This window comes from Streptomyces sp. NPDC107581 (assembly GCF_055657175.1).
Window position 1 is genome coordinate 610,305 of sequence record NZ_JBVKBH010000003.1, and the last position, 22,502, is coordinate 632,806.

The window sequence follows — 22,502 nt, forward strand, 5'->3', positions numbered from 1 at the left end:
CGGGCACCGACGCAGGAGATCCCATGACCACCGACCCCACCCTCACCGACCTGGCGGGCCGGGTCACCGAGACCCGCAACAGCCCAGCCTACGGCCATGACGCCCTCATCACCTGCGACCGCCTGGTCCGCATCTTCTCCGCGGACGGCATCGAGGTGCAGGCCCTTCAGGGCCTCGACCTGCTCGTCCGCGAAGGCGAGTTGATGGCTCTGGTGGGCGCCTCGGGCAGCGGCAAGTCCACCCTGATGAACATCCTCGCGGGCCTGGACGCCCCCACCGCCGGAGCGGCCCGGGTGGCCGGCCGCGATCTGCTCACCATGACCGCCCGCGACCGCCTGGCCTACCGCCGCGAGATCGTCGGCTTCGTCTGGCAGCAGACCTCCCGCAATCTCCTGCCCTACCTCACCGCGGCCCAGAACGTCGCCCTCCCCCTCCAGCTGTCCGGCACCCGCCCCCGCCGCCGCGTCCGCGCCGAACGCGCCCTGGAACTGCTGGAGTTGCTCCAGGTGGCCGACTGCCGCGACCGCCGTCCGCGGGAGATGTCCGGCGGCCAGCAGCAGCGCGTCGCCATCGCGGTGGCCCTCGCGAACGCTCCCGCGGTCCTCCTCGCCGACGAACCCACCGGCGAGCTCGACTCCCACACCGCCGCACAGATCTTCGACGCGTTCCGCACGGCGAACGAGACCCTCGGCACCACGATCGTCATCGTCACCCACGACCAGGCGGTGGCCGGCGAGGTCCGCCGCACGGTCGCCATCCGCGACGGCCGCACCTCCACCGAGGTACTGCGCCGCAGCGAGGTGGACGCCACGACCGGCCACGAGACGGTGGTCGCCCGCGAGTACGCCATGCTCGACCGCGCCGGCCGCCTCCAACTCCCCGCCGAGTACACCAGGGCCCTGAACATGCGCGACCGCGTCGCCCTGGAACTGGAGCCGGACCACATCGGGGTATGGCCGGACGACAGCGAGCAGGGGCAGGAGACGCGAGAGGCGCCTGAGGTGCGGGAGACGGGACGTACGGAAGGAACAGGCGACGCCGGAGGGGCGGGAGGAACAGACGCCGCCGGAGGTACGGGAGAACTCTGAGGGGCAGGAGAGGCGGGACAGACAGCTCAGAGGCGCAGGTGAGGCGGGAGGGGTGGGAGAAGCAGGAGTGGTGGGGGAGGTGGGGTGCCCGGTCGGGGTCGGGTCAGCGCACGCTGACGCCGAGGGTGCCGAGACCCGCCCTCCGCACGGCGACGGACCCGTACGGCGTCCGCAGCCTCAGCCATGCCCCGGACGAGAACAGCGCGGTGTCGGCCGCGCCGGTCCCCGGCCGCAGGAAGCCCAGGGACTGCGCCGCGTGGGCGGCCCGCACCGGAAGCCGGGTCTCGCCGATCTCCCGGGACCAGATCTCCCGCCCTATCCCGTCCAGCTCCGCACGGGTACGCCGGTCCGGCGCCAGTCCCTCCGTACGGGAACGGAATTCGGCGACCGCCCGGGCCACCGTCGTACGCAGTGCGTTCGGCGCGGGCAGCCCCGGCACGGGCCGCCAGCCGCCGCGCGGCGGCAGGACACCGGCCCACGGCGGTCCGGTGACCGCGGCCGGTACGGCGGCCGTGGCCGCCCGTTCGTCCACGGACTCCAGGAACTCGCCGGCGGAGACGGTCACGTCGAGCGTGACGTCGAGCCCGTTCTCGTACGGCTTGGCGAGCCGCACCGCGCGGACCGCCAGCACCTCGAAGGACGGCGGACGCCCGAACACGGCGAGCGCCGTCCCGGCGGCCTGCAGGCGCACCGCTGCTCCACGGTCGTAGTGGAGCAGCCGGGAGAGGAAGGCGGCGAGATCGGCCGCCTCCGTCTCGTCGGCGAGGTGGAGCACCGTCATGCGGCGACGGCCTCCTCGTCGTCACCCGCGTCGCCCGCCTCGGCCCCGTCCATGTACTCCTGGAGGAACGCGCGCTCCTCGGCGGTGATCCGCCGCGGCCGCCCGGTCTCGAAGTCGAACGGCACGACCACCGTCGAGGCCCGTACATAGACCAGGTCGTCGTCCTTCACCTCGTAGGCGACGGTGAAGGACGCGGCCCGGATCTCCGCGACCCACAGCTCGATGTCCACCGGGTGGTGCCGGTGCACGAGCTGGCGCTTGTAGTCGATCTCATGGCGCGCCACCACGGACCCCTGCTTGAACTCCTTTTCCGGACGGAACAGGAAGTCGATCCGGGCTTCCTCCAGGTAGCGGATGAAGACCGCGTTGTTGACATGGCCGTAGGCGTCCATGTCAGACCAGCGCAGCGGGCAGCGGTAGATGTGCCGCAAGATCGATCAGCCCCGGGTCAGCTTCTTGTAGGTGGCGCGGTGCGGACGGGCGGCGTCCGCACCGAGCCGCTCGACCTTGTTCTTCTCGTACGACTCGAAGTTGCCCTCGAACCAGAACCACTTGGACTCACCCTCGTAGGCGAGGATGTGCGTGGCGACCCGGTCGAGGAACCACCGGTCGTGGGAGACGACCACGGCGCAGCCCGGGAACTCCAGCAGCGCGTTCTCCAGGCTGGACAGGGTCTCGACGTCCAGGTCGTTGGTGGGCTCGTCGAGGAGCAGCAGGTTGCCGCCCTGCTTGAGGGTCAGCGCCAGGTTGAGCCGGTTGCGCTCACCGCCGGAGAGCACACCCGCGGGCTTCTGCTGGTCCGGACCCTTGAACCCGAAGGCGGAGACGTACGCCCGCGAGGGCATCTCGACCTGTCCGACGTTGATGTAGTCGAGCTCGTCGCTGACGACGGCCCACAGGGTCTTCTTCGGGTCGATGTTCTCGCGGCTCTGGTCGACGTACGAGATCTTGACGGTCTCGCCGACCTTGATGGAGCCGGAGTCGGGCTGCTCGAAGCCCTGGATCATCTTGAAGAGGGTCGTCTTGCCGGCGCCGTTCGGGCCGATGACACCGACGATGCCGTTACGCGGCAGCGTGAAGCTGAGGTCGTCGATGAGGACCTTGTCGCCGAAGGCCTTGTTGAGGTTGTTGACCTCGACGACGACGTTGCCCAGCCGGGGACCCGGCGGAATCTGGATCTCCTCGAAGTCCAGCTTCCGCATCTTGTCGGCCTCGGCGGCCATCTCCTCGTAACGCGCCAGACGCGCCTTGGACTTGGCCTGACGCCCCTTGGCGTTCGACCGCACCCACTCCAGCTCTTCCTTGAGGCGCTTCTGCCGCTTGGCGTCCTTCTGGCCCTCGACCTTGAGGCGGGTCGCCTTGGTCTCCAGGTACGTGGAGTAGTTGCCCTCGTACGGGTAGGCGCGGCCGCGGTCGAGCTCGAGGATCCACTCGGCGACGTTGTCGAGGAAGTACCGGTCGTGGGTGATGGCGACCACGGTGCCCGCGTACTTGGCGAGGTGCTGCTCCAGCCAGTTCACCGACTCGGCGTCGAGGTGGTTGGTGGGCTCGTCGAGCAGCAGCAGGTCGGGGGCCTCCAGCAGCAGCTTGCAGAGCGCGACGCGGCGCTTCTCACCACCGGAGAGGTTGGTGACGGGCCAGTCGCCGGGCGGGCAGCCCAGCGCGTCCATGGCCTGCTCCAGCTGGGCGTCGAGGTCCCAGGCGTTGGCGTGGTCCAGCTCCTCCTGCAGCTTGCCCATCTCGTCGAGCAGCGCGTCGGAGTAGTCCGTGGCCATCAGCTCGGCGATCTCGTTGAACCGGTCGAGCTTGCCCTTGATCTCGGCGACACCCTCCTGGACGTTCTCCAGGACGGTCTTCTCCTCGGTGAGCGTGGGCTCCTGCATCAGGATGCCGACGCTGTAACCGGGCGAGATGAAGGCGTCACCGTTGGACGGCTGCTCCAGCCCCGCCATGATCTTCAGCACGGTCGACTTACCGGCACCGTTCGGGCCGACGACGCCGATCTTGGCACCCGGCAGGAAGTTCAGGGTGACGTCGTCGAGGATCACCTTGTCGCCGTGCGCTTTGCGCGCCTTGCGCATGGTGTAAATGAACTCAGCCAAGAGAAACCGTCCGGCAGCTTGAAATCTGGCAGTGGGCAGATACACCCCATCTTGCCTGACGGCCACCCCTGGACGGAAACCCGTTAGATCCGGTGCCTCTGACCTGGGGTTTCCCTCCCGACGCCGTTGCCCCATCCGTCACCGCCGGTCGCCAACGATCGCCCTCGGGCACCCTCGCACGCCCCAGGGACGGCCCGGCGTGAGGCACGGAGCAAGCACTGGCAAGCACTGGAGGAGCAGACCTGGGACCGGACTCATGGGGCATCGGGCGGCAGGCTCGCCGGCGACTGTCGGCCAACGGTCGGTCGGGATCTCGTACACGATCTCGCAGTGAGCGGCAGGCACGACGCTGTCCGCCGGCGCCACGGGTCGCCCCCGGCCGCTGCAGTGCGTGCAGGTGACGCCGAGCCGGGCCGCAATGTCCGCCGGCGCCGGGGCTCGGCGACGTAGGTGCCGGATCCGGCACGGCCCTCCGGCACACCGAGCATCAGGCTCCGGCGATGGTCCGGCCCGGCATCGGCTCCGCGAGCGCGGCCCTCCACGCCGGCGCGCCGAAGGGGTCGGCGAAGTACTGCGTCTCGTGCACCACGTGCTGGTCGGCGAATTCCATGATGCTCAACGAGTACGAAGGCACACCGTCGTAGGTGATGACGCATTCGCTCACCCACAGATTCGCATGGCCGGTGATCCGCTGGACGGTGAAGTGCCGCTCGGCCGGGTGCCCGCCGCGTTGCGCGGAAATCGTCGCGCGGCCCCGGAACCGCTCACCGGACTGCGGGTAGTCCAGAATCGCGTCCGTGGCGTAGATCGCGTGCTCGGCTTCGGTGTTCCCGCGTTCCGAGGCCCGCCAGTGGTCCTCGATCGCGGCCCTGGTCCGGGAGTCAGCGTCCATGGCACCGTCCTTCCGTAGCGGTACCAGCCTAGGCACTGCAGGCCGCAGCCATCCTGGGGCCGGGCGGACATGGGCTGCCGAGTCCTCCCTTCGGCCGGATCGCCGCCCGTCATGCCTGCCGGTCTCGGCCTCTGCAGCGTCGCGGGCAAGCCACCCGCAATCCGCCCCTGAAGCGCCCCTCCCCGGAGTCGAGGTCACTCCCCCGCCTGTGTCTCCTTGCGGCGCAGAATCACCAGTACCGCTCCCCCTATCACCACGAGCCCGATGGCCACCCCCGCGATCATCGGGGTGATCACCGAGCCGCCCGTCGCGGCGAGGTCGGTGTCCGTCGTGGTGGTGTTTCCGCCCACCGTGGCGGGGCCGGGCCCGGCGAGGGTCTGGGTGGACTTCGTGGTCAGCGCGCCCTGGGTCCTGCAGTCGAGGACGCCCGTGAAGCGCCGGCCGAAGCCGTTCGGGCCGGTGATCGTGAAGTCGTAGGCCTGATCTTCCTGGAGCGGGACGCTCACCGTGCGGGAGGCCCCGGCGGGGATGGTGTGCTCGGTTCCCATCAGTTCGAAGGTGAAGGGCTGGTCGCCCTTGTTGGCCGCGGTGACGTCCACGCTCCCCTTGGCGCAGTTCTTCCGGGCCGACACGGACGGTATGGCGCCCTTGGCCGCCCAGGTGGCTCCCGCGGTCGCGGACACCGTCGACTCGCTGGAGCCGGCCAGGATCTGGGTCTGGCTACGGCTCTCGGAGGCGAAGGCCCGGCCCACCGGCACGGTGGTGGAAGCCTGCACGGTCAGCTGGGCCGAACCTGCCGCCGCGTCCTTCGGGACGTCGAAGTACAGCCTGCTGCCGTTCTTCGCCGACGTGATCACCTTGCCGGTCTTGTCGATGATCCGGACCCCGCTGGTGGCCGCGTCCGCGGGCGGGACCACGGTGACTTGGCCCGCGTTGGTGTGCACGGTCACCGGCCCGAGCAGATCACCCGGGCGTCCGGAGACCTCGGGCGGGTCCAGGGTCAGCGAGGCCTGCGGTTCGGTGCCGTTGCGGGCGCTCTTCTCCAGGTAGTCGGCGAGCTTCTCGGCCTGCGGGTCCACCGCGTCGACCTTCGCACCGTCCGAGTAGCGCCAGATGGCCACCTGGGTTCCGGCCGCCGCGTCCTGCTCGGTCAGGCCTCTCGCTCCTGCCCGCCGGGCGAGCGCCGCGAGGTCGTTGACCTGGGGGTAGGAGTTCTGCAGGATCCAGCGGATCCGGCCGGCGTCCTTGTTGGCGCCCAGCGAGGTGCCGCTCCAGTCGGTCTCCTGGTAGCGGGCGTCGCGCTGGGTGGGATTGTGGATGTCGATGCAGTACGTCTGCAGGGTGCCGCCGCCGTCCACGGACATCTCGAACAGGCCCGCGGCCACCTGCTGGTCGCCGCCGATCTCGTGGATCACGGCCTCGCCGTAGGTCTTCAGGCCGTTGATCGTGGCCGTCGCGCCGCCCTGGGCCTGCGGTCTCCCGTCGGCCGCGGCCGTGCCGGCGCCGGACAGCACACCAGCTGTCATCAGGCCGGAGACCAGCGTCACGGCGCCGAGGCGGGTCGCTGTGACGGACCGAGGAAACCCAGACAACGCAGCAAGCACAGAATTCCCCTTCGAGCAGGACCCGTTGGACGTGGGGGACGGTCCCACCAGCAGAATCGGCAGCCCCGAGGGGCACGCCCGGCATCCTATGGATCACACGACCTCCACCCGGCCGGTCAGATCGTCTGATGGACGATCCGATCCGGAATCGTTATCGCCGGGACCGGATCCGAGCTGCGCTTATCGACAAATCCACCGACTCGGGCGGGGTGTTGGAGACGTTCCGGCGGTGTGGGTCGACAGGGCACCAACCGCAGACCACAGACCACCGGCCACGGGCCACGGGCCACGGGCCACGGGCCACCGATCACAGGACGTCGACCGCAGGACATCGACCGCAGGCGGGAGTTCGCGGCCCGGGGCGCCGATCGGAGGTCGTAGCCCGGGGGTCGCCGATCGGAGCTTGGAGATCCGAGGCCGCAGATCGACCAGGGCCCAGTGGAGTCGCCAGAGCTGGTGGAGGCGGTGGGAGTGGTGGATGCGGGTGACGTCACGTTGCCGGCGCCACATCGCTGGCGTCATATCGCCGGCGCCACATCGCTGGCGCCACATCGCTGGCGCCACATCGCCGGCGCCGCTTCGTCTCCGCCATCCACCTCGCTGACGTCATGTCACTACCGCTGGCTCCGGGTGCTGTTGGGCCTGGGTGTCGTCGGTGGCGCCGGCAGGTGGGGGTGTTTCCCAGTTCGGCTCCGGCCTCGATGGTGTCGGCGTCTCCTGTTTGGCCGCGCGCCGGAAGGCCGCGGTGCCCCGAGCGAGGTCGTGGCCGATGGCCACCGCGTCGATGTCGGCCGACGCCCGGCTCTGCTGCCCGTCGCGCTGCTCCGTACGCACCTTCAGCCGGCCCTGCACGACCACCGGCTGCCCCAGCTCCACCGACGCCACCACATTGACAGCCAGCTGGCGGTTGGCCCACACCGTGAAGAAGTTGGTGTGGCCGTCGGTCCAGGCGCTCTTCTCCCGGTCCCAGTAGCGCGAGGTCACCGCCATCCGGAACCGCGCCGACGGGCCTGCCGCCAGCTCCCGGTACACCGGTGGCGTCGCCACGTTCCCCACGACACAGACCACGGTCTCGTTCATCGCCGACCCCTCCCTCGCCCGGCCGCCCCTTGCGGCCGGGCGGACATGCGTACGGGCCCCTCCCGTACGGCTGCATCCGCCGTGCCCGGCGTACGCATTGCGCGTACGCCGTCGCACATCACGCCGATCGCAAGCGCCGCTGCCCTGCCTCTCGCCGGGCGTGCGGTGCGATCGCCGTGGGTTCAGACTGCCTCCGTCGGGCCGGGCCCGCTGAGCGCTGTGGACGGCCATCCACCTGTGGAAAACCCCGCCACCCCAATGAGTGACGGGTGTTCCCCGGTCCCCTCACCCACTCCCGCCGGCCTCACCCACACCGGCCGGCCTCACCCGCCTCCGCGTCCTCACCCCACCCCGGCCCGCGCCACCCGCCCGTACTGCTCCCGTACCTCCCGGTACCGCAGCAGCTCCGCCGCCAGTGGATCGAGCACCCGGGCCCGGCCGCAGCCCGCGGCCGCCTCCCGCAGCCGTCGTTCGGCATCGAGGCCATAGCGCCGTGCCGGGCCCCGGGCCGCCATCCGGCAGCCCCATTCCACCAGCGGCCCGCCGACGATCCCGCACACCATCAGCAGCACCGGCACTCCCAGGTTGGGCGCCATGACACCGGCGATCTGGCCCGCCAGCCATGCACCGCCCACGATCTGCAGCAGGGTCATGGCCGCCTGGACCAGCACGGCCACCGGCCACCACCCCGGCCGGGGCGGTCGCCCGGGCGGCAGCCCGGCCCGCGCCGCCAAGTCGTCCAGCGCCTCGGACAGCCCCTGGGAGCCGCGCACGGCCGCCTCGCGCACCGCCTGTGCCCAGGGCGCGGGCAGCCCGGCCGAGGCCCGGTCGGTCACCGTACGGACCGCCTGCTCGACACGCTGGCGGGCCGTGGCCTCCTCGTCGGTCTGAGGGCGCACCGGGATCCGGCCGGTCGCGTGTTCGCCGCGGCCCTGGTACCAGCGCCACAGGCGCAGCCAAGGGGTGCCGCAGGCACGGTTGGCGTTGCGCAGCCAGGCGCGCTCGGCGGCCTCGCCGGCCGCCGTGGCACCCACGGCGTCCGCGAGCCGGGCGGCGAACTCCTCCCGCGCCTCCTCGCTGAGACCGACGCGCCGGCCGGTGGCGTAGGCGGGCCGCAGCCGGTCCGCCGCGGCGTCCAGGTCGGCCGCGACCCGACGGGCCGCGGCGCCGCGCTCCGCCACGAAGTCACCGAGTGACTCGCGCAGTTCTCCGACGCCGTCGCCGGTGAGCGCGGACAGCGCGAGCACGGTGGCGCCCGGTTCGCCGTACTCGCCGAGCGCCACGCCGTCCTCGTCGAGCAGCCGGCGCAGATCGTCCAGGACCTGGTCGGCGGCCTCCCCGGGCAGTCGGTCGATCTGGTTGAGGACGACGAACATGACCTCCGCGTGGCCGGCCATGGGTCGCAGGTAGCGCTCGTGGAGCATGGCGTCGGCGTACTTCTCCGGATCGACCACCCAGATGACCGCGTCGACCAGGTTCAGGATCCGGTCGACCTGTTCACGGTGCTGTACGGCCGCCGAGTCGTGGTCGGGCAGGTCGATCAGGACCAGCCCGTCCAGCTGCCCCTCGGCCTCCGGGCCCTGCACGGGACGGCGACGCAGCCGGCCGGGGATGCCCAGCCGGTCGATCAGGCCCGCCGCGCCGTCGCTCCAGCTGCACGCGATGGGTGCCGCGGTGGTCGGGCGCCGTACGCCGGTCTCCGAAATGGCCACTCCGGCGAGCGAGTTGAACAACTGGGACTTTCCGCTGCCGGTGGCGCCCGCAATGGCGACGACGGTGTGCTGCCCGGAGAGCTTGCGCCGGGCGGCCGCCTCGTCCAGAACGCGGCCCGCCTCGGCGAGTGTGGTGCTGTCCAGGCGGTTGCGGGAGAGGCCGACGAGTTCCCGCAGGGCGTCCAGGCGGGAGCGGAGAGGGCCGTCGTAGGCCAGCCGCGCGGGGGTGTGGCTGCCCGGGCTGCGGGCGGGCTTGTCGAGGCCGGAGCCGCGTTCGGCGGCCGCGGTGGTCTCGTTCACGCGACGGGCGATGAGACCGTCGTCCCAGACCTCGGTCGGGTCGGCATCCGGGTCCGGCCCGAGACCGTCCGCCGCGCCGTCCCCGGCCTTCCCTGCGTCCCCGGCCTTCCCCGCGTCCTTTCGCCTCTTCCCGTCCCCGGCACTCCTCCCGTCCTCGGCCCTCCGCCTGTCCTCGGCCCTCCGCGCGGCTTCCTGCTTCCGCGCGGCTTCCTGCTTCCGCGCGGCATCGCGCTTCTCCGCGGCTTCACGCTTCCGCGCGGCATCGCGCTTCTCCGCGTCCTCGCGCCTCCGCGCGGCATCACGCTTCTCCGCATCCTCGCGCCTCCGCGCGGCATCACGCTTCTCCGCGGCTTCACGCTTCCGCGCGGCATCACGCTTCTCCGCATCCTCGCGCTTCTCCGCGTCCCCGGCTCTCCCCGTGTCCCCGCCCTTCCCCACGGTCCTGGCCGTTCCGCCGTCCCCGGCCGTTCCGCCGTCCCCGGCCGTTCCGCCGTCCTTCGGACGGACGGGCGAGCCGCTGGTTCCCGCGTCGGCCTCGCCGGCCGCCACGCGCACGTGCCGCTCCTGCCGATCCGCGCTGCCGGTGCGCTCCCCGGGCACACCCCCATGCCGCTCCCGGTCCGGACCGCCCGGGCTGTCCGTGCGTTCCCCGGGTACGCGCGCGTGCCGTCCGCCCTCCGTCCGCGTGTCGCGCTGCTCCGACTCGGAGTCGGTGCCGGTCTCGGCAGCGCGGTCCGGGGACGGACCGCCTCCGGGACGCCCCTCGCCGGAGCCGCCGTCCGCCGGCCGTTGGGATCCGCTGTCCACGGGGCGTCGGGCCTCGCCGTCCACCGGGCGTCGGGGCCCGCCGTCGACCGGCCGTTGCGAGTGGGCGCCTGCGCCCTCGGGCCGTCCGTTCACGCCGTCGGCAGACCCGGGCCCGGCTGCCGTGGAGCCATCACCCTGCTCGCTGTGTCCCATGAGGTTCAGTTGATTCAGGTGGTTCAGATGATCCAGGTGATCCATGTGATCGGTGTGGTCCGTGTGGTCCGTGTGGTCCGTGTGGTCGTGGTCGGCGACGGCGGTCACGGTCACCTCTCCTTCTGCAGTACGGACAGCGCGGCGATGAGTTCGGTCTGGGGATCGGCGTGGACACCCAGGGCGTCGAGGGGGGCGAGGCGTCGTTCGCGCTCGCGGTGCATGACGCGGTCGACGTGCTCGGTCAGCAGGCGTCCGGCGCGGTCACGGATCCGCAGCGCGCCGTGGGGGCCGATCCGCTGGGCGAGCCCCTCACCCGCGGTGCGCGCCCGGCGCCCGCCCAGCAGCACGGTGGCGACCAGCGCGGCGACCGCCTCGGAGTCGGGGGCGCCGTTGCGCTCGAGTTCCCGCACTTCGTCCTCGGCGTACTCCTCCAGTTCGCGCCGCCAGCGCCGTGCGGCGAGCCCGATGCGGTGCTCGGCGCTCTCCGAGGAGAGATCCCGGCCGGCCAGCTGGGGGGCGTCCGCGGCGGGCTCGCCCCGCCAGGCCTCCTCGACGCATTCGTCGGCCGCGGTGACGGAGCACACCAGCAGCGCGGCGAGACTCTCCACGAGCGCGTCCAGCAGTTCGCCCGCGGTGCAGTCGAGCGGGAAGGCCCGCCACCGCTTGAGGGCGTCCCCGGCGAGCACGGCCCCGGACTGCAGCCGGCTGCGCACGCGCGCGTCCTCGGTGTCGTACGCGCTGTCGATGGCGGCGGTGAGCCGCAGCGCCGCGGAGTACTGGGCGGCGGCGGCACCGGCCAGCTCGGGCAGGCGCGACTTCAGCGAGTCGAGGAGCCCGTACGCCGTGCGGGCCATGACCTGCTGGCGGGCCGCCGAGTCCTGGGCCTGATGGACGAGCCAGGTCCGCAGGGCCGCCACGGCGCTGGCGGGCAGCAGGCCCCCGCCCCAGGCCGACTCGGGCAGCTCGGGCACGGTGAAGCGGGGTACGTCGCCGAGCCCGGCCTTGGTGAGCAGGGCCCCGTACTGCCGGGAGACCTCCGAGACGACCTGGTGGGGTACGCGGTCCAGCACGGTCACCAGGGTGGCGTTGTACTCCTTGGCGGTGCGCAGCAGATGCCAGGGGATGGCATCGGCGTAGCGGGCTGCCGTGGTGACCATGACCCAGACGTCGGCGGCGCAGATCAGTTCGGCGGCCAGGACGCGGTTGTCGGCGACCAGGGAGTCGATGTCGGGCGCGTCGAGCAGGGCGATCCCGCGCGGCAGGGAGTCGGCGGTCTCGACGCGCAGCACGCGTGTCGAGACCTCGCCGGAGACCAGGAGATCGTCACCCGCCTCTTGGTGGGGCACCCACATGCGGCTGAGGTCGGGGAGCACGCGCTTGCGGCTGAACCAGTGATGGTCATCCGGATGACAGACCAGAACCGGGGTGCGGGTGGTCGGCCGCAGCACGCCCGCCTCGCTGATCCGCCGGCCCACGAGGGAGTTCACAAGGGTCGACTTACCTGCCCCGGTGGACCCGCCGACGACGGCAAGCAGCGGCGCGTCGGGGTCCCGCAGCCGGGGCACCAGGTAGTCGTTGAGCTGGGCGAGCAGTTCGTCGCGGTTGGCACGCGCGCGTGGGGCCCCGGCCAGGGGCAGCGGAAAGCGTGCGGCAGCGACACGGTCGCGCAGAGCGGAAAGTGTCTCGAGCAGCTGAGGCCGTACGTCCAAGGTCACCACATGCGAAGAATGCCCAATTTTAGGGGATTTCTGAAGCATATGGACATCTCAGCGCGCCGATGGAACACAACGGGCGTAAGGGATGACTGGGACGCGGGCACAGTCCAGGCATAACGAGTGCACAACACCCTGTGCGCCGGGAGCCAAAAGCGGTGCACGATTCGTACCTGCCTGCGATTATCAGGACCGCTTCACCGAACCTCCACATCGAGCCACGGAGGCGAAGCAACCGGGTCAAGGAACGGGGAGCCTTATCCTTGTCCCGCACCAGGCCCCCGTAGCTCAGTGGATAGAGCAGGCGCCTTCTAAGCGCTTGGCCGCAGGTTCGAGTCCTGCCGGGGGCGCCACTGAATCTGCGATGCGGACCCACGACGCAGACCGGCCGCGCACGGGGAGGACCCCGACGGCGCCCAGAGCGCGATCAAGGCCGGCACTCCGCAGACCGGACACGGACGACGGCCGCACCCGGCGCGTCGCCGTCCGGCACGGCGGCGGGTGAAACGTCGAGAGAGCGGCCCCGGGGCACTCGCGCCCCGCGGAAACCCAGCAGCTCCGCAATGCGGCAGCACAGCAACTCGGCGAATCGGCGAATCAGCAGTACGGCGACTCGACCACTCGGCGACTCGGCAGCAGGGCAAGTCGGCGATTCGGCAGCACGGCGACTCCGCGATTCGCAAGCCGGGCGACGCGGCGCTGGACACCTCGTCCAGCCTGTCCGGCGCCTGTCCGGACCGTTCACCCGGACCGCTCGGCGCCTGTCCGATCCGTTCACCCGGACCGCTCGGCACCCGTCCGGACCGTTCGGCCTATTCATGACCGGGGACACGGTGCACGCGCCCGGGCCGGTCGTCCCCGGCCCCTACGGCAACAGCCCCCTGGATTCATACAATCGCCGGGCCTCGCCCCGGGCATGCAACAACGCGTCAGCGGGGGCACCTGCCCCCGCTGACGCGACCGCGACGTACGTTTTCGTGGAACCGGTCAGAACGCCCGGCTGTTGCAGCCCATGTCCGAACCGAGGTGGGTGTCCTGCGCGCCCGGGTTGCCCTCGCCGTTGAGGGCGTTGCCCAGCAGGCCGTTGATGGCGCCGACGTCACCGAGGACGCTGATGTTCATGTCGTGCGAGCGGCACTCGATGCCCTGCGTGACATCGAAGCCGTCATGGCCCCGGTCCCCGTGCGCGAGGGCGGTGCCGACACCGAAGGAGCCGACGGTGCCGAGGACGGCGGCGCCCACGACGGCGAACTTGTGAAGCTTGCGCATTTCTTCTCCGTTGGTCGAGCGGATGCGATCTTCAGCAGATCGAGTTGGGGCACCGGACTGGTGCGGCGAGGTCGTCAGCCGAGTCGGGGCAGGCCCAACTGGCCGACGGGAGGCGCCGCGACCTCTCCGAGGCCGAGCGGGGCCACCCCCGAGGGGCCGGGCGGCGCGATCAGCGGGTTGACGAGCGGGTTCACCTGCGGATTCACCTGCGGGTTCACCTGCGGGGCGACATGCGGCGCGGGTTCCGGGTTGAAGGCCTGGGGCACGGCGACCTGCGGGGCGACCTGCGGCATGACCTGGGGCGCCGTCTGGGGGGTGACCTGCGGCATGACCTGCGCCGGCTGCTGGGGAGCGGCCTGCGGCGCGGCGTACGGCGAGGAGTTGGAGGCCTGCGCGGAGCCCCCCGAGGTGGCCGAGGCGGAGGCGTAACCGCTCTGCTGCGGGGGCGGCGGCGGGGGAGCCGCCTGCGGCATCGGCGGGGCGTAGGACGGCGGACCGGCGACCTGCGCATTGCCCGTCGAACCGGACATGGCGGCGGCCTGCGGACCGCTCTGGGGCGGCGCGTACTGGGGCGGCGCGTACTGGGGTGCGGGGTACTGGGGAGCCTGGTACTGCGGCGCCGCGTACTGAGGAGGAGCCTGGTACTGGGGCGGCGCGTACTGAGGAGCCTGGTACTGGGGAGCCTGGTACTGGGGAGCCGGGTACTCGGGAGCGGGCGCCGGAGCGGCGCCGGGGTACCCGACGGAAGAGTCGGCATGGCTGACGCCGACGCCGATGGCGGACAGACCGCCGGCTGCTGCTACGACGAGCGCGGCCTTGTGAAGCTTGCGCATGGAACCCTCGGCCCTTCAATACCTGTACAGGGAAATCCGTTGTATTCAGTGCAGTCTTGCGAGCGCTCAGTCTGATGTTCGTACTGTGCCATTGCAGGGGAATCCTGGGCTGCCACGGACTTCACGCCGGAGCCGACAGCGAATCCCCTTGCCCCTCTCCGAGTCCATGGTCGCTGCCCTCTCCCAGCTGGCAACGACATTTCCCCCGGCCCAGTCACGGGATCGAAAAATCCGTCACCCATTTGCCATCGACCGTATTATCTGTTCTCTCGCCCGGCCCGAACCGTCAACGCCGGTCCGGTGCCGCCGAGTTCTGCGAGCAGCGCATGTCCGGCGGCGCGTGCACTGCGGTCCGACGTGCACAACTCCTCGGCGTGAGAACGTGATAGGCGAGTTCGCCGTTCACCCCGCCACGGCCCGTTGTCGCCGATCCGACGCGGCGAGCATGCACCACATCCGGGTAAATCAGCCAATGCCACGCGGCATTGAGGCAAATGAGTGACCACACCCCGGCTCCCGTGTCCGGACGCGCACCCATCTCGTTCAGCAGTGGGCCAGAACGAGGGTCCACCGCAGCCGTATCAGGGCAGCAAGAACGGCACACAGCCGCACTGGCTCATCAGCATTTCCATACGTCCCATGCACAGGTCAATGAAGGGCCGAGGGTTCCATGCGCAAACTTCAACAGGTCGCGCTCGTCGTCGCAGCAGCCGGCGGTCTGTCCGCCATTGGCACCGGCTCCAGCCTCGCCGCCGCTCCCGTTGCGTACAACGGTGCTGTTCCGCCCCCCATTGCACAGCAGGACGCCCAGGCCGGCTCGTACAGCGCTTCCCAGGCCACCGCGCGCACATACGGCTCACCGGCTCCGCAAGCGGCCCCGCAGCGGCCCACTGAAGTCGCCCCGCAGGTCAACCCGCAGCTGAACCCGCAGATCAACCCGCAGATCTCGCCGCAGGCGACTCCGCAGGCGGCCCCGGGACAGGGCGCTCCCTCGAGCCAGACCAACCTCTTCCGCCCCTACCAGGAGTGCAGCCCGCAGAACCTGCTCAACGCGAATCTCCCGGTCGCCCTGCTCGGCGCCTCCGAGACCCGGGGCATCAGCTGCACCCAGGCCAACAGCCAGGCGAACGCGGCCGCCAGCGCCCACTAGAACCGCCGGACCACCGGCCGTCGACGCCCCCACGGGCCCTTCGAGGAACACTCCCGAAGGGCCCGCGCGCATGTGATGCGGCGTCAGGGCGCGGGCCGCGAATACGAGATCATGAATCCGGCGCGTCGCTGTCCCTTTTAGGATATTTCCTACTAATCTCCCGTAACTGTAAGAAGTCGATCTGCCACAGATCGCACCCACTTCACTCCACCGGAGATGACATGCACAAGCTTCGCAAGGCTGCCGTCCTGGTCGCCGCGCTCAGCACCGTCGGACTCGTGAGCGCCGGCACCGCCACCGCCGGAGAGGGCGGCTGGGGCAAGGGCGGCGGCGGCGAAAAGGGCGACCGCTTCAGCGTCCTGCAGAGCTCCAACTGCAAGTCGCACGACCTGAACCTCGACGTCCTCGGCGAGGTCGGCCTGCTCAACGGCCTGCTGGGCAACGCGCTCAACGGCGAGGGCAACCCGGGCGCGCAGGACACCCACATCGGTTCGACCATGGGCTGCAACAACAGCGCCTTCTAGTCGTACGAAGGCCGCGCAGGCGGCCGACAGCGGGAAAATGGTCCCGGCATCGAGTTCCAGACTCGGCGCCGGGACCCCTTTTTTTGCCGAATTATTGCGCCGCGCCGACCGGCCGATCGCCTTCACAATCACCTTCGCAATCGCCATCGCGATCTTGACCGTCAACCACGGTCAGGGCCATGGATTATATGCTGAAATAGCAATTCACTCACGGGGCGGTATTCCCGACCGTCAACCAGGTGATGCCAATTCCTCGAATTCGGCGCGTCGCCGATTGCCCCGAGTTATTTCTTATTAGCCTCCATAACTGTTCGAAGTCGATCTGCCACAGATCGCATCCACTTCACTCCATCGGAGATGAACATGCACAAGCTCCGCAAGGCCGCTGTCCTGGTCGCCGCCCTCGGCAGCGTCGGACTCCTGGGTGCCGGCGCTGCCCACGCCGACGGGGGCCACGGCGGCTGGGGCCACGACGGCGGTCGCTTCACCATCGGACAGAGCACCACCTGCAGGTCTCACGACGGCAACGCCGACGTCCTCGGCGAGGTCGGCGTCCTCAACGGCCTGGGCGGCAACCTGCTGAACGGCGAGGGCAACTCGGGCGCCCAGGAGAGCTCCCTGGGTTCGAGCATGGGCTGCAACAACAGCGTCGGCGGCAAGTAGGTCCGCCCCCTTCCCCGGTGCCCCGGCCCGCAGGCCGGGGCACCGGCGTTTTCCGCTGCGCCCGGAGAGCCGAAAATGCCGGACCGGGATCATTCCCGGTCCGGCATTCGCCCCTCGTGCATCAGAACTTGGGGTGAGGCACCTTGACGCCCTTGGGCAGGTGCGCCGTGTTGGAGCAGTCCACGACCGGCCCGACCTTCATGGACCCGCCGTTCAGCATGTAGTCCTCGGGAAACACCACGCGCGGCCGGTCGATCGTGGAGCAGTCCTGTGCCTGCTTGAGGATGTACTTGCCGTTCTTGTCGGTGTGAAGGGACTCGGTCTTGCGAACGCAGGTGGCCTCCCAGGGCGCGGAGCTCCTGCAGTCGCTGGGGTATGCGACGGCGTCGGCGTGGGCTGCGCCGACGTAGATCGCGGCGAGACTTCCGACGAGCCCCGAGACGGTGGCAATCCTCTGCCGACTGAACATGTGCTGCGCTCCTTTGCACATCGAGGCCCGGACGTCAGTGCCGTCGACCGGCGCGCGTCCGAGCCTGGGAAAATTGTCGAGACAGGAATCCCGACGCCTGAACGCGCTTTCGGGTGCGTCCGGCTGCGGTGTTGCTGCAGCCCGGGCGCGCACCCTGGTGGGTCTGTTGCGCGTCCGGGCTGCCTTCGCCGTTATGGGGTGTCACTCGGCACACCGTCGAACAGCCCGAGGTGATCCAGGACACGGACGTTCCGATCATGCGATGTGCACAGGAGATTCTGAAGGATGTCGATGCGTCTGTCGCGGCGCTCCGAGGCCACGTGCGACGCGAAGGTCCGCGAGGCGGCCGGCTGAGGGGCCGACCAGGGCGCGGACTACGGCGCGATCACCTGAGCAACGGCCTGCGGTGCACACGTGGCCGCGGCGTCGGCCTGCGAGAAAGCCACCACGGCGGCCTGCGGCGTGCGCATCGGGCCCTCGGTGTTCGTCTACTTGGAGCTGTCCGGACCGTAACCCTCTTCAGGCGCCTGCTCCTTGGCAGCCTCAGGAGCGTCGTCGTCGTGCGGCTGGGCGTAGTAACCGCCCCACGTGGCCACCGCGTTGGCCTGCGAGTTGGCCACCGCGTTGAGCTGCTGAGGAACCCCGTCATCGTAACCGCCGGCGAAGCTGACGCCGACGCCGAGGACGGACAGCCCCGCGACCGTTGCGGCCACTACCGCAGCACGCTGAAACTTACGCATGGTTAGACCCTTTCGTACCCTGGGCGTTAAGCCCTGGTTGACTACTTAGTGTGAGCATATACACACAATTCGTAGCAATTTGGGATCTTTGCCTGCTCGGTCGTGTCGGCTCATTGACGAGGTGCCTTTTCGTTCCGCGGGTGGGAAGTGAATGGCCGGGCCGGATATCCCGGTCCGGCCATCCGCCGCTCGGCAGGCGGGAAAGGCGCCGGAAGGTTCCGTCCCGGACCTCAGTCCAGCAGTCCGGGCAGATCCACTCCCTTGTCGGCGCCCCGGTCGGCCGCCGGCATCGCGCCGGAGCAGGTCACCTCGGGCCCGATCCGCATCTTCCCGCCGCCCAGGGCCGCGGGGATCGTCAGGGGCTCGACCGGCATGCAGTTCTGCCGGCTCGGGATCATCCCGTCCTCGGGCAGCTCGCCTTCGATCCGCTGGATACAGCTGATGTTGCCCTGGATGTCGCGCGTGCAGATGCCGCCCGCGGCGTGCACCTGGGCGACACCGGCACAGGTCACGGCGAGGCCGCCAAGAAGCCCCGAGACGGCCGCGATCTTCTTCCTACTGAACATGTGATGCGTTTCCTTAGTGAGGGGCGCACTGTTGCTGCGGCCAGGACGCGATCGGTGACGGGCCGCTCCTGACGGCTCCTGCAGGCCAATCCGCGAATTCCGGCAAACGCTCTTCCATGCGCCGGAATTCAGAGCCGGCGCGACGGCACACGGGCCGGGGGAGCGGCCTCGCGCTCCGGGCGGCCTGTTGCGTACGGGGCCCTTCGGGGGGGCACCCCGAAGGGCGCGTGGAGAGCGTCGCGCACGATGACGCCGCCGGCCTCAGCGGGCGGTGAAGGCGTTGTTGAACTGACCGCAGGCGGTGTCCAGGGTCTGAGCGAGACCGAGCACGCCGATCGGGATGTCGTTCTCGGCCACCGTCTGCGGGCTGCACTCCTGGTAGGGGCGGTAGAGGTCGTTCACCTTCGGCACGCTGTCGTGGGCATAGGCGGTACCGGCACCGGCACCGACGGCGGACAGTCCGCCGGCCGCCACTGCCGCGATCACGACTTTCTGAAGCTTACGCATGGAACCCTCGGTTCTTCATTGCCTGCACATCGAGGCTGATTGCCTACCGTGACTGAATGAACACTAGCAGTAGCGATCCACGGTATTCCAACTGCTGGATATCCGTGTCCGAGCGGTGCCACGGCCCAACCCGACCTGGAAAAGGCCTACTTGCCACCGGCTCACGGAAAGACGCCAACACCGGTGAAAATAGGGAAAGTTGCTTTGCTGCGGAATGCCGCGATCCGTCATACTGCGCGGCACTGCGCGGTATTACGAAAATGTCGGCTCCGTGTCCCGGACGCGGCCGTGTGCGGCCACGGAAACGACCAGGTCCCGCAACCCCTCGACGTAGAGCCGCATGTTCTTGTACGCGAGGTCGGTGTCCGGGTACCGGCAGGCGAACCACAGGCCCTCGTGCAGCCGGTTGACCCAGGCGCACACCTGGTCGCCGTAGGACACCCGGATCAGGCCGTACGCCTTCCGCTCGGTCCAGCTGGCCGAGCCGGGGACGACGCGGGCGTCGACGTACGAGACGATCGAGTACAGGTCGGGCGAGGTCGGGCGGAAGTCCGCGCCGAGCAGGCGCAGCACCCGGGCCAACGGGATGCGGGCCAGGGACCGGTTGGCCTGCAGCTGGGCGCGCACCGCGGCGAGCGCCTCGTCGAAGTCCCGTGCCGCCGGCACCTCGATCGGCGCGCCGCCGACGTACCAGCCCACCGAGTCCGCCCATGCGGACTTCAGCCGGGTGTGGAACGGCACGACCGCGCGGTAGACGGGGTGCCCGCCCAATTCGTGGACGATCAGGCTGGTCGCGGCCAGGACGCCCACCAGGCTGCCGCCGTAGGGCCTGCAGTACGCCTCGAACGCGGCGGCGGCGTCGGCGTCCACGAGTGGCTCGCGCATCAACTTCTGGGTGGGCAGCGGGCCGCCGGGCCGCAGACCGAGGTCGACGGGGAAGTCCGGGAGCTTCCCGTCGCACCGGCGGATGAACTCCCGCCAGCGGGAGACGATCGCGTGCGTGTCGTCGATCCCGTCCGCGTTCGCCCGCTCCTGCTCGCAGAAGTCGACATAGCTGCTGACCGGCGCCTGGGCCACGGTGCGGCCCGTGAGCTGCGCCGTGTACAGGTCGTGGATCTCGTCCGGGATGCGCTGCAGGGAGTAGGCGTCGACATTGGTGTGGTCGAAGGCCATGTACACACTGGTGGAGTCGTCGCGGACGACCGCCGTGTAGATCAGGTTCGGCCAGCCGAGCGCGTCCGCGGCCACGTCGAATCGGTCCTGCAAGTGCCGTACCAGGGCACCCTCGTCGGTGAAGTCGCCGACCACCTTGCGGCGCAGCGACACGTCCTTCTCGGCGAGGGTGAACCGGTGCATCTCGTCGCCGGCCCACCGGAAGCCGCTGCGCAGCGTCTCGTGCCGCAGCGTCCAGCCGCGCAGCGCCTCCTCCAGCTCGTCGAGGCCCACCCGGCCCGGCAGATCGAACGCGGCGCCGAGCCAGGTCGGCACGAACAGGCCGTCCTCGCGCACCGAACGCGCCGTTCTGATGTGCCCTTCCTGGATGTACGCCGGCGGCCGCGAGTCCGTCGGCAGCGCTGTCGCCGCCGCGACGGTCGCCGGGCTGAACGTCCACTCGACGAGCAGTCCGGGCCGGACCTCGCAGCGCTGGATGTCAGAAATTCGCACGGGCGTCTCCGTTCGCAGAGGCACAGAATCGATCAAGGGAGTGCCGTGCGCGCGAGCGGTGGCCGCCGTGTCGCCGGCTTTTCAGCGGAATGCGTGACGTCTCGAACGGCGAAGCGATCAGTGGACGGTGATCGGGTCGTCGGTGACGACGATGGTCAAGACGGGAAGTGGATCGGTGAGTTGGTTCGGTGAGTCGGTCCTTTCCCGGGGCGTGGTGCCGAGTGGTTCGCGGCAGCAGCGAGGCGAAGCGGCCCGGAGACGCCGGGCGAAGCCGCTCGGAGACACCGGGTGAAGCCGCCGGAGACACCTGGGGGAAGTCGCCGGAGCCGGTGAGGTGAAGCCGCCGAAGGCGCCTGGGCGAAGCCGCCCGGAGACGCCGAGGCAGGCCCCGCCCGGGGCGGTCTCACACGTACTGGTAGATCTCGCTCAGGTCCTCCAGCTGGTCCGGCGTCACGTTCCACGGCGGCAGCGCCTCGTACCGGGACACGATCCGGCCGTGCTGGGCGTCGTGCACGCCGGGCGGCTCGGCCGGGAGGTAACGGCCGTTGCCGTGCCGCTGTCGCCAGCGGGTCCACTGCAGGTCGACGAAGGCGTGGTGCAGCCAGAAGACGGGGTCGTTGGCGGAGGCGCCGCCGAGCATCACCCCGCCGACCCAGCGGTGCACCCGGTTGTGGTTGCGCCAGGAGACGCTGCCCCGGCCCGGCGCCCACCCCTCCAGCTTGTTGCGGAAGCCCTTGGTGACCGTCGAGTCCCAGGGCGCCGTGTCGTAGACCGGGTCGGCCAGCGCCCGCTGCACGTCGCCGCCGGTCGGCAGCTCGATCGGGGAGCGGGCGCGGCCGAGGTCACGGGTGAGGAACTCCGCGCTGGTCACGCCCTCGGTGATCCGCCAGTGGCCCGCCCGGTGGGCGAACGGGCCCGTCATCACCTGCCGGTCCGAGCGCCGCCCGTTGCCGCCGAGCAGATCGTCGACCCACGGCACGGAGGTGGCCGAGCGGTCGCGGGTCCAGTCCCAGTAGGGCACCGTCACCGACGCGTCCACCCGGCGCAGCGCCCGCTCCAGCTCCAGCACGAACTTGCGGTGCCAGGGCAGGAAGGAAGGCGCCATGTGGGCGGTGCGCAGCCCGTGCTGGCCGTCGGACGTGTTGTACGCGATATGGATCCGTACGAACTCGTCGTACTCGCCGCGCCGTTTGACCTCCAGCAGTGCGCCCACGAGCCGCCGCCGCTCGTCGCGGGTCAGACTGCTGACGTTCTTACGCGTGTACGCCATGCTCGCCACCCATGTGCATCGGGCCGCCGCCCATCGGGCCCGGCGCCAGATCGCGCAGCTGCTCCCCGGGGCCCAGCTCGTCGACCGCCGCGCGGGCCGCGGCGAGCGGGGTCGGGTACGAGCGGTAGTGGTCGATCATGCTCAGCCAGCTGCCGTCGGCGCGGCGCATCAGGTGCAGGGAGCGGCCGTCGATCGTGACCTCCCACTGGGCGTCGCCGCCCCGCCGCGCCGTGCGGTCCTCGACGCCGCGGATGCGGCGGCCGCGGTAGGTCTCGTCGAAGGCGGTGGCCTGCCGGCCGTCGTCCGGGGTGTGCGCGGGGCGCCCGCAGGCGGCGGCCACCGGGGCGAGTGCCACGGCGAAGGCCGAGGAGAACAGCCTCCGCGTCACCTCCCGCCGTGTTCTGCCCAGGGACCGTGCTCCGCCCGTTCCGGGCGTGCCGCGCTGCCCGCCCACCGGCGTTCCGCCGACGCCTTGGACCATCGTTCACTCCTCGTCCGGTTCGGTTGTCCGCAGCGGTAACCGCCCGACGGCCTTCCCGGTCACCGCAGTGCGGCCGGACCGGTGACTGAGGGGGCGGGACGCGGCGTGCGGAGCCGGGCGTCAGGATGGCGCAA

At 70.6% G+C, this 22,502-nt stretch carries 21 protein-coding genes, 1 tRNA gene and 1 pseudogene; 5 read left to right on the forward strand and 18 right to left on the reverse strand.

Annotated elements, in window-relative coordinates; genetic code table 11:
• Nucleotides 1–23 precede the first annotated feature (23 nt).
• On the forward strand, nucleotides 24–1,088 hold the full coding sequence (locus ACZ7P3_RS09425) for an ABC transporter ATP-binding protein (RefSeq protein ID WP_472080139.1): 1,065 nt from the start codon (nucleotides 24–26) through the stop codon (nucleotides 1,086–1,088).
• Between the two features lie 103 nt (nucleotides 1,089–1,191).
• Here the strand turns inward: ACZ7P3_RS09425 and ACZ7P3_RS09430 are convergent, their stop codons facing one another.
• The 9 genes and pseudogenes from ACZ7P3_RS09430 to ACZ7P3_RS09470 all read right to left on the reverse strand — a co-directional run bounded on the left by ACZ7P3_RS09430 (nucleotide 1,192) and on the right by ACZ7P3_RS09470 (nucleotide 12,237).
• Nucleotides 1,192–1,869, reverse strand: a complete 678-nt coding sequence (locus ACZ7P3_RS09430; protein ID WP_472080141.1) for a DUF8185 domain-containing protein — start codon at nucleotides 1,867–1,869, stop codon at nucleotides 1,192–1,194.
• A complete protein-coding gene (locus ACZ7P3_RS09435) occupies nucleotides 1,866–2,300 on the reverse strand; it encodes an acyl-CoA thioesterase (protein WP_472080143.1) in 435 nt (144 codons plus the stop codon). Before ACZ7P3_RS09435 ends, ACZ7P3_RS09430 begins: the two co-directional genes overlap by 4 nt.
• A 6-nt stretch (nucleotides 2,301–2,306) precedes the next feature.
• Nucleotides 2,307–3,971 carry an energy-dependent translational throttle protein EttA gene (gene ettA, locus ACZ7P3_RS09440; protein WP_472080145.1) on the reverse strand — a complete coding sequence of 555 codons (1,665 nt, stop codon included), beginning with the start codon at nucleotides 3,969–3,971 and terminating at the stop codon, nucleotides 2,307–2,309.
• Between the two features lie 297 nt (nucleotides 3,972–4,268).
• Nucleotides 4,269–4,364, reverse strand: a pseudogene (locus ACZ7P3_RS09445) (GntR family transcriptional regulator); the annotation flags it as partial.
• A 94-nt stretch (nucleotides 4,365–4,458) separates the two neighbouring features.
• Nucleotides 4,459–4,863 carry a nuclear transport factor 2-like protein gene (locus ACZ7P3_RS09450; protein ID WP_472080147.1) on the reverse strand — a complete coding sequence of 135 codons (405 nt, stop codon included), beginning with the start codon at nucleotides 4,861–4,863 and terminating at the stop codon, nucleotides 4,459–4,461.
• 194 nt (nucleotides 4,864–5,057) lie between these two features.
• Nucleotides 5,058–6,389, reverse strand: coding sequence for a Cys-Gln thioester bond-forming surface protein (locus ACZ7P3_RS09455; protein WP_472080332.1), 1,332 nt, complete (start codon nucleotides 6,387–6,389; stop codon nucleotides 5,058–5,060).
• A gap of 684 nt (nucleotides 6,390–7,073) precedes the next feature.
• Complete coding sequence (locus ACZ7P3_RS09460; protein ID WP_472080149.1) at nucleotides 7,074–7,547, reverse strand: single-stranded DNA-binding protein; 474 nt, start codon at nucleotides 7,545–7,547, stop codon at nucleotides 7,074–7,076.
• A 341-nt stretch (nucleotides 7,548–7,888) separates the two neighbouring features.
• Entirely contained in the window at nucleotides 7,889–9,997 is a 2,109-nt protein-coding gene (locus ACZ7P3_RS09465) for a YfjP family GTPase (RefSeq protein ID WP_472080334.1), read from the reverse strand.
• Between the two features lie 632 nt (nucleotides 9,998–10,629).
• Entirely contained in the window at nucleotides 10,630–12,237 is a 1,608-nt protein-coding gene (locus ACZ7P3_RS09470) for a dynamin family protein (protein WP_472080151.1), read from the reverse strand.
• A gap of 271 nt (nucleotides 12,238–12,508) precedes the next feature.
• On the opposite strand from ACZ7P3_RS09470, the gene ACZ7P3_RS09475 reads away from it, so the two are divergent.
• Nucleotides 12,509–12,584 (forward strand) — tRNA-Arg (locus ACZ7P3_RS09475).
• Nucleotides 12,585–13,218: 634 nt separating this feature from the next.
• Here the strand turns inward: ACZ7P3_RS09475 and ACZ7P3_RS09480 are convergent.
• Both ACZ7P3_RS09480 and ACZ7P3_RS09485 read right to left on the reverse strand, forming a co-directional pair.
• Nucleotides 13,219–13,500 (reverse strand): hypothetical protein, encoded by a 282-nt coding sequence (locus ACZ7P3_RS09480; RefSeq protein ID WP_472080153.1) that lies wholly within the window; start codon nucleotides 13,498–13,500, stop codon nucleotides 13,219–13,221.
• A gap of 74 nt (nucleotides 13,501–13,574) precedes the next feature.
• Nucleotides 13,575–14,333 (reverse strand): hypothetical protein, encoded by a 759-nt coding sequence (locus ACZ7P3_RS09485; RefSeq protein WP_472080155.1) that lies wholly within the window; start codon nucleotides 14,331–14,333, stop codon nucleotides 13,575–13,577.
• 670 nt (nucleotides 14,334–15,003) lie between these two features.
• Here ACZ7P3_RS09485 and ACZ7P3_RS09490 point away from each other — a divergent pair.
• The 3 genes from ACZ7P3_RS09490 to ACZ7P3_RS09500 all read left to right on the forward strand — a co-directional run bounded on the left by ACZ7P3_RS09490 (nucleotide 15,004) and on the right by ACZ7P3_RS09500 (nucleotide 16,670).
• Nucleotides 15,004–15,483, forward strand: a complete 480-nt coding sequence (locus ACZ7P3_RS09490; RefSeq protein ID WP_472080157.1) for a hypothetical protein — start codon at nucleotides 15,004–15,006, stop codon at nucleotides 15,481–15,483.
• A gap of 221 nt (nucleotides 15,484–15,704) precedes the next feature.
• Nucleotides 15,705–16,007 carry a hypothetical protein gene (locus ACZ7P3_RS09495; protein WP_472080159.1) on the forward strand — a complete coding sequence of 101 codons (303 nt, stop codon included), beginning with the start codon at nucleotides 15,705–15,707 and terminating at the stop codon, nucleotides 16,005–16,007.
• Between the two features lie 363 nt (nucleotides 16,008–16,370).
• On the forward strand, nucleotides 16,371–16,670 hold the full coding sequence (locus tag ACZ7P3_RS09500) for a hypothetical protein (RefSeq protein WP_472080161.1): 300 nt from the start codon (nucleotides 16,371–16,373) through the stop codon (nucleotides 16,668–16,670).
• A gap of 121 nt (nucleotides 16,671–16,791) precedes the next feature.
• On the opposite strand, the gene ACZ7P3_RS09505 is transcribed toward ACZ7P3_RS09500, so the two are convergent.
• The 7 genes from ACZ7P3_RS09505 to ACZ7P3_RS09535 all read right to left on the reverse strand — a co-directional run bounded on the left by ACZ7P3_RS09505 (nucleotide 16,792) and on the right by ACZ7P3_RS09535 (nucleotide 22,368).
• Nucleotides 16,792–17,139, reverse strand: coding sequence for a hypothetical protein (locus ACZ7P3_RS09505; RefSeq protein ID WP_472080163.1), 348 nt, complete (start codon nucleotides 17,137–17,139; stop codon nucleotides 16,792–16,794).
• Between the two features lie 488 nt (nucleotides 17,140–17,627).
• Nucleotides 17,628–17,879 carry a hypothetical protein gene (locus tag ACZ7P3_RS09510; protein WP_472080165.1) on the reverse strand — a complete coding sequence of 84 codons (252 nt, stop codon included), beginning with the start codon at nucleotides 17,877–17,879 and terminating at the stop codon, nucleotides 17,628–17,630.
• 230 nt (nucleotides 17,880–18,109) lie between these two features.
• Nucleotides 18,110–18,445: a hypothetical protein gene (locus tag ACZ7P3_RS09515; protein WP_472080167.1), complete on the reverse strand. Its 336-nt coding sequence runs from the start codon at nucleotides 18,443–18,445 to the stop codon at nucleotides 18,110–18,112.
• Between the two features lie 261 nt (nucleotides 18,446–18,706).
• Entirely contained in the window at nucleotides 18,707–18,952 is a 246-nt protein-coding gene (locus ACZ7P3_RS09520) for a hypothetical protein (protein WP_472080169.1), read from the reverse strand.
• A 252-nt stretch (nucleotides 18,953–19,204) separates the two neighbouring features.
• On the reverse strand, nucleotides 19,205–20,617 hold the full coding sequence (locus ACZ7P3_RS09525; protein ID WP_472080171.1) for a condensation domain-containing protein: 1,413 nt from the start codon (nucleotides 20,615–20,617) through the stop codon (nucleotides 19,205–19,207).
• Between the two features lie 403 nt (nucleotides 20,618–21,020).
• Entirely contained in the window at nucleotides 21,021–21,887 is an 867-nt protein-coding gene (locus ACZ7P3_RS09530) for a tyrosinase family protein (RefSeq protein WP_472080173.1), read from the reverse strand.
• Nucleotides 21,871–22,368 carry a tyrosinase cofactor gene (locus ACZ7P3_RS09535; RefSeq protein WP_472080175.1) on the reverse strand — a complete coding sequence of 166 codons (498 nt, stop codon included), beginning with the start codon at nucleotides 22,366–22,368 and terminating at the stop codon, nucleotides 21,871–21,873. The genes ACZ7P3_RS09530 and ACZ7P3_RS09535 overlap by 17 nt, the downstream gene beginning before the upstream one ends.
• Nucleotides 22,369–22,502 lie beyond the last annotated feature (134 nt).

What these genes read in the sequence shown, in the direction of transcription:
- ACZ7P3_RS09505 (WP_472080163.1), bottom strand. Translation starts at nt 17,139, where the DNA reads ATGTTCAGTCGGCAGAGGATTGCCACCGTCTCGGGGCTCGTCGGAAGT.
- ACZ7P3_RS09450 (WP_472080147.1), bottom strand. Translation starts at nt 4,863, where the DNA reads ATGGACGCTGACTCCCGGACCAGGGCCGCGATCGAGGACCACTGGCGG.
- ACZ7P3_RS09500 (WP_472080161.1), top strand. Translation starts at nt 16,371, where the DNA reads ATGCACAAGCTCCGCAAGGCCGCTGTCCTGGTCGCCGCCCTCGGCAGC.
- ACZ7P3_RS09510 (WP_472080165.1), bottom strand. Translation starts at nt 17,879, where the DNA reads ATGCGTAAGTTTCAGCGTGCTGCGGTAGTGGCCGCAACGGTCGCGGGG.
- ACZ7P3_RS09425 (WP_472080139.1), top strand. Translation starts at nt 24, where the DNA reads ATGACCACCGACCCCACCCTCACCGACCTGGCGGGCCGGGTCACCGAG.
- ACZ7P3_RS09460 (WP_472080149.1), bottom strand. Translation starts at nt 7,547, where the DNA reads ATGAACGAGACCGTGGTCTGTGTCGTGGGGAACGTGGCGACGCCACCG.
- ACZ7P3_RS09430 (WP_472080141.1), bottom strand. Translation starts at nt 1,869, where the DNA reads ATGACGGTGCTCCACCTCGCCGACGAGACGGAGGCGGCCGATCTCGCC.
- ACZ7P3_RS09495 (WP_472080159.1), top strand. Translation starts at nt 15,705, where the DNA reads ATGCACAAGCTTCGCAAGGCTGCCGTCCTGGTCGCCGCGCTCAGCACC.
- ACZ7P3_RS09520 (WP_472080169.1), bottom strand. Translation starts at nt 18,952, where the DNA reads ATGCGTAAGCTTCAGAAAGTCGTGATCGCGGCAGTGGCGGCCGGCGGA.
- ACZ7P3_RS09515 (WP_472080167.1), bottom strand. Translation starts at nt 18,445, where the DNA reads ATGTTCAGTAGGAAGAAGATCGCGGCCGTCTCGGGGCTTCTTGGCGGC.
- ACZ7P3_RS09490 (WP_472080157.1), top strand. Translation starts at nt 15,004, where the DNA reads ATGCGCAAACTTCAACAGGTCGCGCTCGTCGTCGCAGCAGCCGGCGGT.
- ACZ7P3_RS09485 (WP_472080155.1), bottom strand. Translation starts at nt 14,333, where the DNA reads ATGCGCAAGCTTCACAAGGCCGCGCTCGTCGTAGCAGCAGCCGGCGGT.
- ACZ7P3_RS09455 (WP_472080332.1), bottom strand. Translation starts at nt 6,389, where the DNA reads ATGACAGCTGGTGTGCTGTCCGGCGCCGGCACGGCCGCGGCCGACGGG.
- ACZ7P3_RS09530 (WP_472080173.1), bottom strand. Translation starts at nt 21,887, where the DNA reads ATGGCGTACACGCGTAAGAACGTCAGCAGTCTGACCCGCGACGAGCGG.
- ACZ7P3_RS09480 (WP_472080153.1), bottom strand. Translation starts at nt 13,500, where the DNA reads ATGCGCAAGCTTCACAAGTTCGCCGTCGTGGGCGCCGCCGTCCTCGGC.
- ACZ7P3_RS09535 (WP_472080175.1), bottom strand. Translation starts at nt 22,368, where the DNA reads ATGGTCCAAGGCGTCGGCGGAACGCCGGTGGGCGGGCAGCGCGGCACG.